The organism is Pseudomonas sp. RT6P73 (assembly GCF_054897715.1).
In genome coordinates, this window is sequence record NZ_JBUBUV010000002.1 from 6,146,833 (window position 1) to 6,163,240 (window position 16,408).

The following is a 16,408-nucleotide window of genomic DNA, read 5'->3' on the forward strand; positions in this document are numbered from 1 at the left end:
CATGTCAGCGCCTGAACCGAGCGACGAATCGCTGCTGGCCCGGTATCGCGCAGGCGACGGGCCAGCGTTCGAGATCTTGTACGCCCGTCATCGCCAGGGCCTCTACCGATTCCTCTTCGGTTTGAGCGGCAAACCGGAACTGGCCGAAGAGGTCTACCAGGAAACCTGGTTGAGCCTGATCCGCAGCACCAGTCAGCCACAAGGCCGGGCGAATTTTCGTACGTGGCTGTTTCAAATTGCCCGCAATCGATTGATCGACCACTGGCGCAAACATGGAATCCACAATCCCTTGCACGACAGCTATGACGAACAGACCCACGCCGTGATTGATGAGGCGACCGATCCGGAGCAACTGCTGAGCCTGAGCCGCGACAGCCAGCGCCTCGAAGCCGCCCTGCAAAACCTGCCCGCCGACCAGCGCGAAGTCTTCCTGCTGCGCGCCCACGGCGATCTCGACCTGCCGCAGATTGCCACCCTCACCGAAACACCCCTGGAAACCGTCAAGAGTCGCTTGCGCTACGCCCAGCAAAAACTGCGTCGGCTGCTGGCCGAGGAGGTACTGACATGACTGACGCCCGCAAAACACCGGATGACGATGTGGTGAAGCATTTTCGTGAACACGCGGCTGGCGAACCACCGGCCCATCTCGACGCTTTCATTCTGGCCGCCGCGCACCGTGAAGCGCCCGCGCCGAAACTGAACCTTTGGCAACGCTGGGTCCAGGCTTGCCAGAAACCCCGTTGGCAAGTCGCGTTCGCCAGCCTCGTTGGTGTCGCGCTGATGTTGGCGCTGGTGCAACGTACGCCAGAGCAAGTGCCGACCTACGATTCCAGCCCTGCACCCAAAACCTCATCTTTTGCGGCCAAGAAAGAAGCCGCAGAAGCGCCGGAATCGGTTGCCCGTTCAATGGCTGCCCCGGCTGGCGCGATGTCCGCGCCTGCGCCTGTGGCGCCAATGGCCGATTTTGCCGCGCCCGCACAGAACGAATCGATCAGCGCTGATATGGCTGAAGAAGCGCAGGTCAGCAAACGCTTCGCGGCCCCACCGAAGTTTCTCGACGATCAATTACGGGAAGTCATACGCCTGCAAAATGCCGGTCAAACTAAAGCGGCCGACGACCTGATGGCGACGTTGCACAAACGCTTTCCCAAGGAAGACCTCGCCGCCCGACTCAAGAATCTGCAGAAAAACTGAGAGGCAAAGCGGTCAGCGATTTGGCATCAACACCCGAAAGCGCGCACTATCGGGCCATAGCCGATGCGTTGGAGGATGCCGTGGCGAAAAAAATCGATCGCATCGCCCAAATGCTCAACTGCCCTGTGAAGGGTGAGGAATTGCGGCGAGCAGTGACGGAGAGTCGAAAGGAGTTTCTTCTGGCGAAGCAGGCAGAGGAAGCGCTGGAGGAAGACGTTCTTGATGAGGAAGAGGTTGAGGACGAAGAGGATGATGAGTACGACGAGTTTGATTGGACGACTGAATGAAAAGCCGCATTAAGCACCTTCCCGATCATGACGGCTTGGAGGCTAAGCGCGCGTCATACACGGACTCGCAGCAGGTGCTTGGTCGGGCTCAAGCTGAGCCCATTGCAGCTTGTCGTAGTGATCCGCGACCAGATTTTGCTGCCGAAATAGTGTTTGCGGAGCTTTATGCGCTCATTGATGGCATCGAAGCTGAGCAAAACGTTACGTAGATATCTCCATCGATTCGAAATTGCGCAGGGGGGAGGTCGAATTTAAGATTTCAGCAGCAATTCTTGCGCACTACCCAAGAAACCACCCAAGAAACCACCCAAGAAAACTACCCTAGAACCACCCTGGAACTACCCAAGAAATGGGGCGAACTTGGCACGAGACGTCGAACTGAACTGTCAAGTATTCCTTGATTGTTGCCTCTGCGTTCATAGGGGCACCACTGCTTATCTGTAGTTGACGAGACCTCTTCAACCCTTATAATCGCCCACAACACGGCCCCTGTCGGTTGATGCGCTTCGGCGCTGAGACTGCTCAGGGGTTTTTTTTGCCTGAATTTTTCCGCCTTACCAGTCGCGTTGCTGCCAGTCTTGATCGATCCCCATACCGTCCAGGCTGAGATCCAGATGAGTCAAATCCGGGAAATCATCTTCTAGCAGTGCTTTCAAGCGTTTACCCCAGCTCGATGATGGGTTTATGACCTTCATCAGGTGCTGGGTGATGCACAAAAGCATGAACGGACGAGCTCGACGATGTACTTCGTCATGGAAGGTAGATAATGCCGGGGCCTGCTCTGCTGGGGGCAGTTTCGGTTGATCTACGATGTTTCGATTCCACAGGCGACTGTGATGGGCGCACACGTTGCGTAGATAGTTCAGGCTTCGGAGCCAACTGGCGAAGATCCTGCCGTTGCTGACGCCGTATTCCTGCGAAATAGCGTCTTGATCAGCCTCTGTCATGCCGGCATAAAGGGTCGAAAGCGTACCGAAATCCCAAACCTCACACGCCACCCAGACCGCCAACGGAAGTCCGTACTTTTCCTTGTTGTGGCGAATAAAGTCTTCGTTCGAGCGATTGATCAACGCGGCGTGTTTACCGAGCCAGACATGATGTTTAGTCAGGCCTGTTTGGCTATCCAGGCGGGTTGAAAAGCTTTCATGGAACAACTCAGGCCGCAGGTAGGCAAACTTTTCGTGTTTGCCAAGCCCGTGGGAAATGTCCACTCGTAATGCAATTTCGATGCGCTCCAGGGCATCCAGTATCAATAGCCGCAGCTTCTTATCGAACACGTACAGGTCGACCGCATTCTGGAAGGTAGTCCCAGGCTTGAAATCATCGAGCGGTAGGCGAGTCGGCTTCGTTTTGGATGGCTTTTTACTGCCCTGCGGATCGAGTGGACAGCAGAGTTCAGTCCGCTCGCGAAAGGCAAACCAATAGCCACTGAGGCGGTAGTAACCAATACGCTCCAGATATTCCAGCGCTTTGGGTTGATCCGTCACCACCATCCCGCGAGCCAGTAGCAATTCAAGTTGCTCTTTATAGCTCTGCCACGGTTTGGGATAGCCGTGCGTCATGTGGTCATCATCCTTATCGCCAGTGGCGCATTATGTTTTTTGTTAAATCGATGGTTGAAACGTGGAATTTTCAATTGGCCTCCGCTGGTCAGATTGCCGAAGCCAATAGGGGTAAGGAAACTGTGCTAGCGCATGTTCTGCCAATTCGGCTCGCCACCGGGCTTCATATGTTGCGTTTTTGCTTTTGTGCCACCCAATGCAACACCTCCTGAAGAATGGCAGCTTCGCTGCTCCCCCGAGCCTCAATTAATAAGTCATTCCACGCACACTGGAGCGTGGCAAAACGTCCTTGTTTTAGCTTTACCCTTGGGTGTATGGACTCGATAAGATTCATCAATTTGCTGGCGCGGCTCAGCAGATCATGGTGCCTCAAAGGCTGGACAATGAACGCCAGTCTGCTTGAAACACATGTTTCAGAAGTATTCCATCATCCGCAACTGGCGCTTGTTGAAAGGTGTTTGGGATGGCCTAGGCTCAAAGATAACCGACATAAATCTGTTCACCATTCTGTAATTGTCTATACGGATGGTGAAACAATTCAGCGCTGGCAAATTCAGCAGAGGGGGGACATTGTCGAGTCGCCGACTGCCGCTCAGGAATCAATCAGTGATCGATTACGCCACCCTAGATGCCATGCGAGCGCACCATCCAGCGTGGCGGTTATTGCGTTCGGATCATGCGCCGCTGGTGGTCAGCTTTCTGCATAGAGTGTTTGTAACTACTAATGTACGTGTCATATCCGCTACCGACTTGGCTGAAGCGTTGGAGGATGAGCTGTACGTATTGCGCCGACGGTTGGACGACGATGCCTTTCCCAAGCCGGCACTGTACTACCTGAATGAATGGGCTAGCCCGGAGAAGGGTTGGTTACGCAAGTTCTATCGTCAGGGGTCTGACGAGCCGCAATTCGATCTGACACCCTCAACCGAGAAAGCCATTTCGTGGTTGGACACCCTGACTGAGCGTGGCTTCGTCGGTACTGAGTCACGACTATTAACCTTGTTCGAGCTGCTGAAGCAAATGAGCGAAGGCAGCGAAGCCGATCCTGGCAAACGCATCACCGAATTGCAAAAGCGGCGTGATGACCTCGATGTAGAAATTGCACAAATCCTGGCAGGCAACATCCCGTTTCTGGATGACACTGCATTAAAGGATCGGTTTCAGCAGTTCACTCAGTTGGCACGAGAGTTACTCTCCGATTTCCGAGAGGTCGAGCATAACTTCCGTTTGCTTGATCGGCATGTGCGCGAGCGGATAGCACTGTGGGATGGAGCCAAGGGTGCCCTGTTGGAAGAAATAATGGGTGAGCGAGACGCGATCTCGGACTCTGATCAAGGACGCAGCTTTAGAGCTTTTTGGGGTTTTCTGATGTCAAGCCGTCGTCAGGAGGAATTGACTGAACTGCTTGATCGTGTTCTTGCGTTGGCGCCCGTAGCCGAGCTAAACCCAGACATCCGCACTCGACGAGTACATTACGACTGGCTAGAGGCGGGCGAGCACACGCAACGAACGGTCGCTCAACTTTCACAACAACTGCGGCGTTTTCTGGACGATCAGGTTTGGTTGGAAAACCGTCGGATTATGGACATCCTGCGTGGCATTGAAGCCAAAGCCTTGAATGCACGTGATGACCCACCCTTGGCCGAGTTCATGACCATCGCCGAATTGGCTGCCGATATTGAGCTGACCATGGAGCGGCCCCTGTATACGCCATCCCTCAAACCGGTGTTTGCTGAAATTGCTTTGCAAACTGGAGAAGAGGATCTGGATGCGGATGCATTGTATTCACAAGTGGTGGTTGATGCTGCACGGTTGGCAAGCCATATCCGTCACGCATTGCAGGATCGTTCACAAATCACACTGCGTGAGCTGACCGAGTTACAGCCCTTACAGCAGGGGTTGGCAGAGCTGATTGCTTATCTCCAGTTAGGCACTGATTCGTTCAAAACGGTAGTGGACGAAACTACACCTGAGTCTATTGATTGGCATGCGACGGCCCGCGATGGCGCATTAGTGAGCAAGCAGGCTCTGCTGCCACGCATTATTTTTGTGAGGTGAGAATGAACGAAGAGCAAACCGCTCTTGGCGCTCCTGTACACCCTGCTCAGATGGACCTTTCTACACTGGTAGTTTCGCTGCTAAAGGGAGTTATTTACCGTGAAGGCGATGAGCGTTTGTGGGGGAGGCTTCTCGAATTGCAGGCTCGTATTCGTGATTACGTAGCTGTTTTGGGACTTGACCTGATGCTCGATGAGGCTGAGGGCTACGCTTTCCTCAAGAGCCGCCCCGAACTCTGCGAAGAAGACGTTGCTCTGAAGATTCCCCGACTGGTCGCCCGTCGCCCCTTGTCTTTCCCTGTCAGCCTGCTATTGGCCCTACTGCGCAAGAAGCTTGCCGAGTTCGATGCCAGTGGCGGTGATACACGGCTAGTCCTGACGCGTGACGACATTGTCGAGCTGATACGAGTATTCCTGCCTGAGAGCAGTAACGAGACAAAGCTTATCGACCAGATTGACACTCACATCACCAAGATTGTTGAACTGGGCTTTTTGCGTCGTCTTAAGACGGCAAGTGGATCGGCCAGCTATGAGGTACGACGCATTCTCAAGGCTTTCGTCGATGCTCAATGGTTGGCGGAATTCGACGCTCGGTTGGCGCAGTATCAAACCCGCCTCGCGAGTGAGTTCGTGGGGTTGGAGGGTGGTAAGGATTAGAAAAGCGGGAGTGCAGAAGGACATGGAAGTGCATCTGCGGATAGCTGTACATACTTAAGGAGATACACAATGAATGAACCGCAACCGTTAGGGTTGGACTTTGTCGGCGATGACACGTTGTCAGGCTTTCGTCTGCAGCGGCTGGAAGTGTTCAACTGGGGCACTTTCGACAACCGGGTCTGGACGTTATCGCCCGATGGCAAAAACAGTTTGCTCACAGGTGATATAGGTTCCGGAAAATCCACCCTGGTGGATGCGATCACTACATTGCTGGTACCTGCCCATCGTATCGCCTACAACAAAGCTGCAGGTGCCGATAACAAGGAGCGAACGCTGCGCTCTTACGTCCTTGGGCATTATAAGTCAGAACGCAATGAAGTGACGGGTACGGCCAAACCTGTTGCCTTGCGCAATCACAATAACTATTCGGTGATTCTTGGCGTATTCCACAACACTGGGTATGACCAGACGGTCACCTTAGCCCAAGTATTTTGGATGAAGGAAGCCCAAGGCCAGCCAGCTCGCTTCTTTGTTGGAGCCGAAAGAGATCTGTCTATCGCCAAGGACTTTGCCAATTTCGATTCGGATTTCGCGCTGCTACGTAAAAGACTTCGAACTCTGGGCGCCGATATCGAGGACAGTTTTCCCAAGTATGGCGCCTGGTTTCGGCGCCGCCTTGGTATAGATAATGATCAGGCGTTAGAGCTCTTCCATCAAACGGTGTCGATGAAGTCAGTAGGCAATCTTACCGACTTCGTGCGTAGTCATATGCTTGAACCGTTCGATGCGGCGCAACGTATCAGTGCCTTGATCACTCACTTCGATGACTTGAGCCGGGCCCATGAGGCCGTGCTTAAAGCTAAGCATCAAGTGGAGTTGCTTGTGCCTTTGGTGACTGATTGCGACCGACACCGAATGCAAGCAGCGGAACATGAAAGCTTACGTAAATGCCGCGAGGCCCTTAAGCCATGGTTCTCGGAGCTCAAACTCAGTTTGTTAGATAAGCGGTTGCAATCGTTGGCTGAGGATTTGGTGCGGTTGGCCAAGAAAAAAGAGCGTGGCACTGAACAACGAGACGGGCGGCGTAAAGAGGTGGAGTCTCTCAAGCGTGCGGTGGCAGATCACGGCGGTGCGCGGCTGGAGGAGTTAGCTGCGGAAATACACGAGCAGGAAAGCGAACGTGGTCGGCGACAACAACGTGCAAAGCGTTATGCACAACTACTTTCCGCATTGGGCGAGTCTCCCGGCAATGATGAAAATGAATTCATCCGACTGAGGCTGCGTACATCGGTTCACCGCGAAGAGATCGGTCAGCAGGAAGCCGATCTACAGAATCAGATCACTGAATGGGGTGTATCACTGCGTGAGGGCAAGCGTGAGCATGATCTGTTGCTCCGCGAAATCAACAGCCTCAAGGCAAGGCGCAGCAATATCCCGTCGGCCCAGATCAACATGCGCGCATCCATGTGCAATACGCTGGGATTCGATGAAGAATCTATGCCCTTCGTCGGTGAATTGCTTCAGGTTCGAGAGGAGCATTTTGGCTGGGAGGGTGCTATTGAGCGCGTCCTGCATAACTTCGGTTTGGCCTTATTGGTCCCGGACGAGTACTACGCCCAAGTAGCAGAATGGGTCGACCGAACTCATTTGGGGGGTCGGCTGGTGTACTTTAGGGTTCGGTCGCCACGTCAGGCTGATACGCCAGATTTACACCCGGAATCATTGGTCAGGAAATTAAGCGTCAAACCCGCTTCGACTTTTTATCACTGGTTGGAGCGTGAACTCGCTTATCGCTTCAACTATGCCTGCTGTGAGACATCAGAGCAATTTCGCCGAGAAACTCGAGCTATCTCCAAGTCTGGCCAGATCAAGACGCCTGGTGAACGTCATGAAAAAGATGACCGTCATCGACTGGATGACCGTAGTCGCTTCGTCCTGGGTTGGAGCAACGCCGCCAAAATAGCCGCGCTGGAGACTACGAAAGGCACGCTTGAACTACGGTTGAGCAAAATCGGCTCAGACATAGCTGAGGGCGAAAAGCGTCGAGGGCAATGGCGTCAGCAACTGGAAGCATTGGCCGCGCTTAACGAGTTCAATGATTACCGGGATCTCGACTGGGCTAGCTGCGCTGCCGTCGTCGCGCGATTACAGGATGAGAAGGCGCAGCTGGAAGCTGCCAGTGACACCTTGTTGCAACTTAGTGCCCAGCTCGTAAAGGTGCAAGCTGAGTTGAGTGTCATCGAGAGCGACTTGTCGAATCTGGACAAGGAGCTCGGTAGCGTCGAGTCGAAACATGAGTCTGCTACGGCACTGCACCTCGAAACGAGCAATCTACTGACTGACATCTTGACCGAAACCCGCTCTCGGTTAGATGAGCTGCGTACGGACGTACTGGGCGATCACCAGCTATCTGTTGAGTCCTGTGACAATCGTGAAAGCGAGATGCGCAAGGCACTGCAGGAAAGGATAGACGCCGAAGCAAAGGTGCTGGAACGGCTTAGAGATAAGATCATCAAGGCGATGGCGGCCTTCAAAGAGGCCTACAAACTTGAGACGAGTGAGTTTGATGCAGACTTGAGCGCTGCTCCTGAATATCGAGATCTTCTTGATCAACTGAACCGAGACGATCTGCCGCGCTTCGAGTTGCGTTTCAAGGAATTGCTTAACGTCAATACGATAAATGAAATCGCTAATTTCAATGGTCAGCTCGCGCGCGAACGTGAAACCATCAAAGAGCGCATTGCGAGAATCAACGAGTCTTTAGGGCAGATCGACTACAACCCAGGACGCTATATCGTACTTGAGTCGCAGGTCAGTCCAGATGCCGAGATTCGAGACTTCCAGACTGAGCTGCGGGCTTGCACCGAAGGAGCTCTAACTGGTTCCGACGACGCTCAGTACTCTGAGGTTAAATTTCTGCAGGTCAAAACCATCATCGATCGATTTCGTGGTCGAGAGGGTCTTTCTGAGCAGGATCGGCGCTGGACGACGAAAGTCACTGACGTGCGAAATTGGTTTCTGTTTGCCGCCAGCGAACGTTGGCGCGAGGACCACCGAGAGCATGAGCACTACTCCGATTCTGGCGGCAAGTCCGGAGGTCAAAAGGAAAAGCTTGCCTATACCATCCTAGCGGCAAGCCTTGCGTATCAGTTCGGTTTGGAGTGGGGAGCCGTGCGTTCGCGCTCGTTCCGCTTTGTCGTTATCGATGAAGCCTTTGGGCGTGGTTCTGACGAGTCTGCACAGTACGGTTTGAGGCTCTTTCAGCAACTCAACTTGCAACTACTCATCGTCACACCCTTGCAGAAAATCCACATCATCGAACCTTTCGTCTCCAGTGTGGGTTTTGTTCAGAACGACGGTGGTCGGGCATCCAAACTGCGCAACCTATCAATCGAAGAGTATCGGTTGAACAAGGCAGACTTCTCATCATGAGCTGGTCAAAAGCAAAGGATTTTGAGGATCAACTTCGACGTCATTGGGAGCGCGGTGATTTGCTGCGTTCCCTTGTAATGGGTGATGCATGGATACCACGACGATTAACGCTGAAAGTACCAAGCTCTGGGGAGTTAAGCCGACAATTCGACTCGGTAAGGTTATGGCTTACCAGTATCACCACCATTCCCTATATCCGAATTGAATGGCGTGACGTCAATCACCGGGTTTTAGGTGCTCAACGCCTGCCAAACACCATCTGGGTGGACACGCTAGAAGCTGCAACTGCGCTGATTGGAAAGAGCGAAGATTTGAGGCGTTTTGCGGAGGTGCTCGCTCTTACACGCCAAGAACAACCTTCATTGGTCAAATGGCTGAGCGCGCGGCCGTTGCTCGCTATCGAGCTTGCAGCGCAGTGGCCTCATTTTCTGAAAGTAGTTAACTGGATCACCGAGCATCCACGTCCGGGAATTTACCTGAGGCAGGTGGACATTCCGGGTATTCATAGCAAATTCATCGAAAGGTACAGGGGAGTGCTTTGTGAGCTATTCGATTTGGTGTTGCCGGAGGAAGCCGTCTCACTTGAGCAAGCGGGTATCGGGAAATTTTCCGCTCGCTATGGCTTTCTAGGTAAGCCGGTACGAATACGCTTTCGAGTGCTGGATGATCGGGTTGCTTTAATGCGCGGCTCAATATTGCCCGACATTACGTTGGACTCGGATAATTTTGCCAGGCTGGATTTATCCGTGGAACATGTGTTCATTACTGAGAACGAAACCAACTTTCTGGCTTTCCCTCCCATATCGAACTCCATTGTGATTTTTGGAGCGGGTTATGGCTGGGAATCACTGGGGCGAGCGCGTTGGCTCTCGCGCTGCTCCATTCATTATTGGGGGGACATCGACACGCATGGGTTCGCTATTCTGGACCAACTGCGCCGCCGCTTTGATCATGTTGAGTCTTTTCTGATGGACCACAACACGCTGGTGGCCCATAAAGATCTATGGGGAGAGGAGGCCGATCAGATTTTACATGACCTGCCGAACCTCACCGAAAAAGAAGGGGCTCTTTTCGATGAGCTGAGGGATAACCGAATCCAGAATGGCTTGCGGTTGGAGCAGGAGTACGTTAGCTACCAGTGGTTCCAAGCAGCGCTGGTAGCATTGGAGTGTGGGTGACCCACAAAAAAGCCCCAGACCCTAAGATCTGAGGCTTTCTCGTTTCTACTAATATGGTGCACCAGGCGGGATTCGAACCCACGACCCCTGCCTTCGGAGGGCAGTACTCTATCCAGCTGAGCTACTGGTGCAAGCGGGCGCCATGATACTCATATGCACTGCAGGCGTCCATGCTGCTGAATCGACTGTGGTTTTCGCAACCGTAACAACCGTTTGCTACGTTGATCAGAAAAATTAGGCAAATGCGCCGTTTTCGTTCTTTTTTTCGAACAGAGTATTGTCCTTTAGGCGCTTTGATCCTACGATCCGTTTGAGATTTCAAACGCTCTTGTCTGGGTGCTGAACCGCACGAGTTTCGAACAGTGCGCTATTTATGTGCTTCAGCCCGGTGAATGATTTCCCTGACGGCAGCCTACGAGGCGCCTTTCTACAATCATAATTCGCTCCGCGCTGGTCGCGGTGCTGTTAAGGAAAGCCGACATGCAGCTTAAAGACACCCAGTTGTTCCGCCAGCAAGCCTTTATCGATGGCACTTGGGTTGATGCGGACAATGGTCTGACGATCAAGGTCAACAACCCGGCAACGGGCGAAATTCTGGGCACTGTGCCGAAAATGGGCGCTGCCGAAACCCGCCGTGCAATCGAAGCCGCTGACAAAGCGCTGCCGGCCTGGCGTGCCCTGACCGCCAAGGACCGCGCGAACAAGCTGCGTCGCTGGTTCGAACTGATCATCGAAAACCAGGATGACCTGGCTCGCCTGATGACCCTGGAACAGGGCAAGCCATTGGCCGAAGCCAAGGGCGAAATCGTTTACGCGGCTTCCTTTATCGAGTGGTTCGCCGAAGAAGCCAAGCGCATCTACGGTGACGTGATTCCGGGCCACCAGCCAGACAAGCGCCTGATCGTGATCAAGCAGCCGATCGGCGTGACCGCTGCCATCACCCCGTGGAACTTCCCTGCCGCGATGATCACCCGTAAAGCCGGCCCGGCACTCGCCGCTGGTTGCACCATGGTGCTCAAGCCTGCTTCGCAAACCCCATTCTCCGCATTCGCTTTGGCTGAACTGGCCCAGCGTGCCGGCATTCCTGCCGGTGTGTTCAGCGTTGTGACCGGCAGCGCCGGCGACATCGGCAGCGAGCTGACCAGCAACCCGATCGTGCGTAAATTGTCCTTCACTGGCTCGACCGAAATCGGTCGTCAGCTGATGGCTGAATGCGCCAAGGACATCAAGAAAGTGTCCCTGGAATTGGGCGGCAACGCGCCGTTCATCGTGTTCGACGACGCGGACCTGGATAAGGCCGTAGAAGGCGCGATCATTTCCAAGTACCGCAACAACGGCCAGACCTGCGTCTGCGCCAACCGTCTGTACATTCAGGATTCGGTCTATGACGCGTTCGCCGAGAAGCTGAAAGTGGCCGTGGCCAAACTCAAGATCGGCAACGGCCTGGAAGAAGGCACCACCACGGGTCCGCTGATCGACGAAAAAGCCGTGGCCAAGGTTCAAGAACACATTGCTGATGCGATCAGCAAAGGTGCGACCGTTCTGGCGGGTGGCAAGGTTATGGAAGGTAACTTCTTCGAGCCGACCATTCTGACCAACGTGCCGAAAAACGCTGCCGTGGCCAAGGAAGAAACCTTCGGTCCATTGGCGCCGCTGTTCCGCTTCAAAGACGAAGCCGAAGTGATCGCGATGTCCAACGACACCGAGTTCGGCCTGGCTTCGTACTTCTATGCCCGCGACCTGGGTCGTGTGTTCCGTGTGGCGGAAGCCCTGGAATACGGCATGGTCGGCGTCAACACCGGGTTGATCTCCAACGAAGTCGCGCCGTTCGGCGGCATCAAGGCGTCGGGCCTGGGCCGTGAAGGCTCCAAGTACGGCATCGAAGATTACCTGGAAATCAAATACCTCTGCCTGGGCATCTAAGCCTGGCAGACGGAAATGCAACAAGCGGAAAGGGCACGAGAGCGCTGTCCCTTTCTGCGCTTCAAACGGAATTTTCTCTGTGGCCGGGAACGCTGTGGCAGTCGATCATCGCATGCTGCCGTAGTTGCCTCCCCGCCGCATTTTCCTTGAACCACGCCGCCCGATGAGCGGTGAATGAGGACTTTATGAGCAAGACTAACGCATCCCTGATGAAACGCCGCGAAGCCGCTGTACCGCGCGGTGTTGGCCAGATTCACCCGATCTTCGCCGAGTCCGCGAAGAACGCCACCGTGACCGACGTTGAAGGTCGCGAGTTCATCGACTTCGCCGGCGGTATCGCCGTGCTGAACACCGGCCATGTGCACCCGAAAATCATCGCCGCCGTGACCGAGCAACTGAACAAGCTGACTCACACCTGCTTCCAGGTACTGGCTTACGAGCCGTACGTTGAAGTGTGCGAAAAAATCAACGCCAAGGTGCCAGGTGATTTCGCCAAGAAAACCCTGCTAGTGACCACCGGTTCCGAAGCCGTAGAAAACGCCGTGAAAATCGCCCGTGCCGCCACTGGCCGTGCCGGTGTGATCGCTTTCACCGGCGCTTACCACGGTCGCACCATGATGACCCTGGGCCTGACCGGTAAAGTCGTGCCTTACTCGGCCGGCATGGGCCTGATGCCAGGCGGCGTGTTCCGCGCGCTGTACCCGAACGAACTGCACGGTGTGAGCATCGACGATTCGATCGCCAGCATCGAACGCATCTTCAAGAACGACGCCGAGCCGCGTGACATCGCTGCCATCATCATCGAGCCGGTTCAGGGCGAAGGTGGTTTCTACGTCGCGCCGAAAGAGTTCATGAAGCGTCTGCGTGCCCTGTGCGACCAGCACGGCATCCTGCTGATCGCTGATGAAGTGCAGACTGGCGCTGGCCGTACCGGCACGTTCTTCGCCATGGAACAGATGGGCGTTGCTGCCGACCTGACCACTTTCGCCAAATCCATCGCTGGCGGTTTCCCGTTGGCCGGTGTGTGCGGTAAAGCCGAATACATGGACGCCATTGCTCCAGGCGGCCTGGGCGGCACTTACGCCGGTAGCCCGATCGCTTGCGCCGCGGCCCTGGCCGTGATGGAAGTGTTCGAAGAAGAGCACCTGCTGGATCGCTGCAAGGCTGTCGGCGAGCGTCTGGTCACTGGCCTGAAAGCCATCCAGGCCAAATACCCGGTGATCGGCGAAGTCCGTGCCCTGGGCGCGATGATTGCGGTCGAGCTGTTCGTCGACGGCGACAGCCACAAGCCAAACGCTGCCGCTGTGGCATCGGTTGTGGCCAAGGCTCGCGACAAGGGCCTGATCCTGCTGTCTTGCGGCACTTACGGCAACGTTCTGCGCGTCCTGGTACCGCTGACTTCGCCGGATGAGCAACTGGACCAAGGTCTGGCAATCATCGAAGAGTGCTTCTCGGAACTGTGATGTCCGGGCACTGATCGATGTGTGATCTGATCGACAAAAACCCGCTTCGGCGGGTTTTTTTTCGCCTCTTGAAACACATTGAGGCATTGGCGCTGTATCGAACGGCAAGCGTTGGCTAAGGTTCAAGCATTGCGAGGGAGCGTGTTGCATGACTGCCGTTGATTTACCCGCTGTACCGAGAGTCTTGATTGCCGAGGCCGACCCCTGGTCTCGCGACCTGCTCAAGCATGTGTTGTTGAATGTGCGTTGCGACGCACGGCTGGATGTGTGTGCCGATGGCCAGCAGGCGCTGGAGTTGTTGGCGGAAAATCCCTACGACTTGGTGATCGTCGACTGGGAACTGCCAGGCGTTGATGGCCTAAATGTTTTGCGCAACGTGCGTCAACGCAAGCGCAATCCGCCGCTGCCGTTCATTCTGATGAGCAGCCGCAACGACAGCGCCAGCGTGCGCGAAGCCTTGCCTCTGGCGCCCACGGCGTACCTGACCAAACCCCTGGACATGGAAGGCCTGACCCATCGCCTGCAGGAATTGCTGGTGAACGCCGGAGAGGAGGTTGCCTGCGAGGTGCCAACGCTGGCACCCGGCATGACCTTGTCGGTGTACCTGGAGCGTCGCCGTGAACTGGCAGAGGGTGCGCCGTTGATGACCGATGTGCAGGTGGCGATCAAGCGCAGCCTTAATCCCAATGGCCTTGATCTGACCCGGCTGGGAGACGAAATCCGCACCGATCCGCAGGTCACCGCCGTGCTGATCGCCGCTGCCAACAGCGCGGCTCATCACCTGGGTGACGCCGTACAAACCTTGTCCCAGGCATTGCATCGCTTGGGCACCGGGCAAAGCATGAACCTGATTCTGGGGCTGGCGCTCAAGCGCAGCGCCCGGCTCAGCGATCCGTACCTGGCGGACTACGCCGAGCGTTTCTGGGAGTTGTCGCTGCACACCGCCGAATACGCCCGCACACTGGCGCGCTTGCTGGACCTGGATCAGGAGCGCTGCTATTGCGCGGGCATGCTGCATTGCCTCGGCGACCTCGCTTTGCTGAGGTGTTTGCAGGAATGGAAGCAGGCCGGCGGCGAGCTGGATGAATGGGAGGAGGTGGGAGAGGCCTTGGCCGACTTCGGCGCGGCTTACGGTTCGGCGCTGCGCACCCGCTGGCGCCTGCCGCTGGAGTTGCGAGAGCTGATTGCAGCGGTCTACCAGCTCGGTGGCGGGGTTTACTCTCGCGAAGCGCTGGTGATGAACATTGCTGCGCAACTGGCGCGTCTGACCGAGCATGAGGGCATTGAGGAATTGGCCAAGTGCCGGACCGCGCGGTTGCTCAAGATTGGGTTGCCGGAATTGATGCGTTTGCGCAAAAAATGAACTTCACACGAACCCCCTGTAGGAGTGAGACCGGCTTGCCGGCGATAGCGGCGTGTCAGCCAGCGTAGAGGTTGACTGATACACCGCTATCGCGAGCAGGCTCGCTCCTACAGGGGTGACGTGTCGATTCGGGTTTTGGGTCAGCCGGAGATAATGCGGTTTTTGCCCTGGCGCTTGGCTTCATACATCGCGGCATCCGCGCGGGCGAACACGCTGTCGAGGGAATCGTCCTCCGGGGTCAGGCTGGTCAAGCCTTGGCTGATGGTTATGCCGAACGTCTGGTCGTCATGGCTGAAGCTCAATTGCTGAATCTGCCGTTGCAGGCGTTCGGCGACTTGCATGGCCATGTCGGGTGCGCATCCCGGGAACACCGCTGCGAATTCCTCGCCACCGATCCGTCCGAAAAAATCCCCCCGGCGTAAGGCGGCACGACCGCTCTCGGCGATTCGTTGCAGTACGTTGTCGCCGGCTTGATGACCGTAGGTGTCGTTGACCACTTTGAAGTCATCGATGTCCAGCAATAGGAACGCCATCGGTGCGCCTTGCTTGCGCGCTTGCGCAAACTCGCGCTGGGCGCATTCGAAGAAGTGTCGGCGATTGCTGCTTTGCGTCAGCACGTCGGTGGTCGCCAGGCGCTGCAGCTCGGCCTCCATCCGTTTCTTTTCGGTGATGTCTTCGGCAATGCCGACGATGATCACCGGTTGGCCCGGCTCGGCCTGACGGTTGATGAAGCATTTGTCGCTGAGCCATCGCACCTGGCCGTCGGCGGCGATGATGCGGTATTCGCGGTCTTCAACGGCGCCTTTGACCAGGACTTCGGCCAGGCTGTGCTCGGCATAGTCCAGGTCGTCTGGGTAAATGCTGTCGCGCCATTCGTTGTAGTCGGACAGCAACAGGCCTGCGGAACGGCCAAAAATCCGTTCATAGGCCGGGCTGACGTAGAGCACCTGACGGGTTTCCCAATTGAATGCCCAAAGCACCGCGTTGACGCTCACCAGCAGGGAGCTGAACAGCTGCTCGCGTTCGCTCAGGCGTGCCACTTCGCCCTGGGCATGCATGAGTGCCATCAGGGTTTGAGCGGCATCCGGCCACTGAGGAAGGGTTGAGTCTTGAGGGGTTTTGGGGACCATTGGGACAAATCTCAAAGGGCGTGCGCCGCTTGAGTTTCGAAAGCGGCTACAGCAAAGCCCGCCGGGTGGCGAAGTGTCTTTGAGATAGGGGATTTGGAGATTGGTTCCCGGCCTTTGGGGCGTGGTAGCTGGCTCCCGCCGGGCGGTATAGGCGACGCGTTC

Annotated in this window: 13 protein-coding genes and 1 tRNA gene; 11 read left to right on the forward strand and 3 right to left on the reverse strand. The window is 55.7% G+C overall.

Annotated elements, in window-relative coordinates; all coding sequences use genetic code 11:
- Window position 1 precedes the first annotated feature (1 nt).
- The 4 genes from ACYZT6_RS28250 to ACYZT6_RS28265 are packed head-to-tail and all read left to right on the forward strand — an operon-like array spanning window position 2 to window position 1,690.
- Window positions 2-568 (forward strand): RNA polymerase sigma factor, encoded by a 567-nt coding sequence (locus tag ACYZT6_RS28250; protein WP_462029501.1) that lies wholly within the window; start codon window positions 2-4, stop codon window positions 566-568.
- Window positions 565-1,194, forward strand: a complete 630-nt coding sequence (locus ACYZT6_RS28255; protein WP_462029502.1) for a hypothetical protein — start codon at window positions 565-567, stop codon at window positions 1,192-1,194. Before ACYZT6_RS28250 ends, ACYZT6_RS28255 begins: the two co-directional genes overlap by 4 nt.
- A gap of 20 nt (window positions 1,195-1,214) precedes the next feature.
- Entirely contained in the window at window positions 1,215-1,481 is a 267-nt protein-coding gene (locus ACYZT6_RS28260; protein WP_462029503.1) for a hypothetical protein, read from the forward strand.
- Window positions 1,478-1,690, forward strand: a complete 213-nt coding sequence (locus ACYZT6_RS28265) for a hypothetical protein (RefSeq protein ID WP_462029504.1) — start codon at window positions 1,478-1,480, stop codon at window positions 1,688-1,690. Before ACYZT6_RS28260 ends, ACYZT6_RS28265 begins: the two co-directional genes overlap by 4 nt.
- A 345-nt stretch (window positions 1,691-2,035) precedes the next feature.
- Here the strand turns inward: ACYZT6_RS28265 and ACYZT6_RS28270 are convergent, their stop codons facing one another.
- Window positions 2,036-3,043, reverse strand: a complete 1,008-nt coding sequence (locus ACYZT6_RS28270) for an Abi family protein (RefSeq protein ID WP_462029505.1) — start codon at window positions 3,041-3,043, stop codon at window positions 2,036-2,038.
- A gap of 606 nt (window positions 3,044-3,649) precedes the next feature.
- On the opposite strand from ACYZT6_RS28270, the gene ACYZT6_RS28275 reads away from it, so the two are divergent.
- From ACYZT6_RS28275 to ACYZT6_RS28290, 4 genes are all read left to right on the forward strand, one after another.
- Window positions 3,650-5,101, forward strand: a complete 1,452-nt coding sequence (locus ACYZT6_RS28275) for a DUF3375 domain-containing protein (protein ID WP_462029506.1) — start codon at window positions 3,650-3,652, stop codon at window positions 5,099-5,101.
- Between the two features lie 2 nt (window positions 5,102-5,103).
- Window positions 5,104-5,757 carry a DUF4194 domain-containing protein gene (locus ACYZT6_RS28280; protein WP_462029507.1) on the forward strand — a complete coding sequence of 218 codons (654 nt, stop codon included), beginning with the start codon at window positions 5,104-5,106 and terminating at the stop codon, window positions 5,755-5,757.
- 69 nt (window positions 5,758-5,826) lie between these two features.
- Complete coding sequence (locus ACYZT6_RS28285) at window positions 5,827-9,189, forward strand: ATP-binding protein (RefSeq protein WP_462029508.1); 3,363 nt, start codon at window positions 5,827-5,829, stop codon at window positions 9,187-9,189.
- A complete protein-coding gene (locus ACYZT6_RS28290) occupies window positions 9,186-10,367 on the forward strand; it encodes a Wadjet anti-phage system protein JetD domain-containing protein (RefSeq protein WP_462029509.1) in 1,182 nt (393 codons plus the stop codon). Before ACYZT6_RS28285 ends, ACYZT6_RS28290 begins: the two co-directional genes overlap by 4 nt.
- A gap of 54 nt (window positions 10,368-10,421) precedes the next feature.
- On the opposite strand, the gene ACYZT6_RS28295 is transcribed toward ACYZT6_RS28290, so the two are convergent.
- Window positions 10,422-10,498, reverse strand: a tRNA-Arg gene (locus ACYZT6_RS28295).
- A 349-nt stretch (window positions 10,499-10,847) separates the two neighbouring features.
- On the opposite strand from ACYZT6_RS28295, the gene gabD reads away from it, so the two are divergent.
- From gabD to ACYZT6_RS28310, 3 genes are all read left to right on the forward strand, one after another.
- Window positions 10,848-12,290: an NADP-dependent succinate-semialdehyde dehydrogenase gene (gabD, locus tag ACYZT6_RS28300; protein ID WP_462029510.1), complete on the forward strand. Its 1,443-nt coding sequence runs from the start codon at window positions 10,848-10,850 to the stop codon at window positions 12,288-12,290.
- A 185-nt stretch (window positions 12,291-12,475) separates the two neighbouring features.
- Entirely contained in the window at window positions 12,476-13,753 is a 1,278-nt protein-coding gene (gene gabT / locus ACYZT6_RS28305) for a 4-aminobutyrate--2-oxoglutarate transaminase (RefSeq protein WP_462029511.1), read from the forward strand.
- A 148-nt stretch (window positions 13,754-13,901) separates the two neighbouring features.
- Complete coding sequence (locus ACYZT6_RS28310; protein ID WP_462029512.1) at window positions 13,902-15,116, forward strand: HDOD domain-containing protein; 1,215 nt, start codon at window positions 13,902-13,904, stop codon at window positions 15,114-15,116.
- Between the two features lie 140 nt (window positions 15,117-15,256).
- Here the strand turns inward: ACYZT6_RS28310 and ACYZT6_RS28315 are convergent, their stop codons facing one another.
- Complete coding sequence (locus ACYZT6_RS28315; RefSeq protein ID WP_462029513.1) at window positions 15,257-16,246, reverse strand: GGDEF domain-containing protein; 990 nt, start codon at window positions 16,244-16,246, stop codon at window positions 15,257-15,259.
- Window positions 16,247-16,408: the final 162 nt, after the last annotated feature.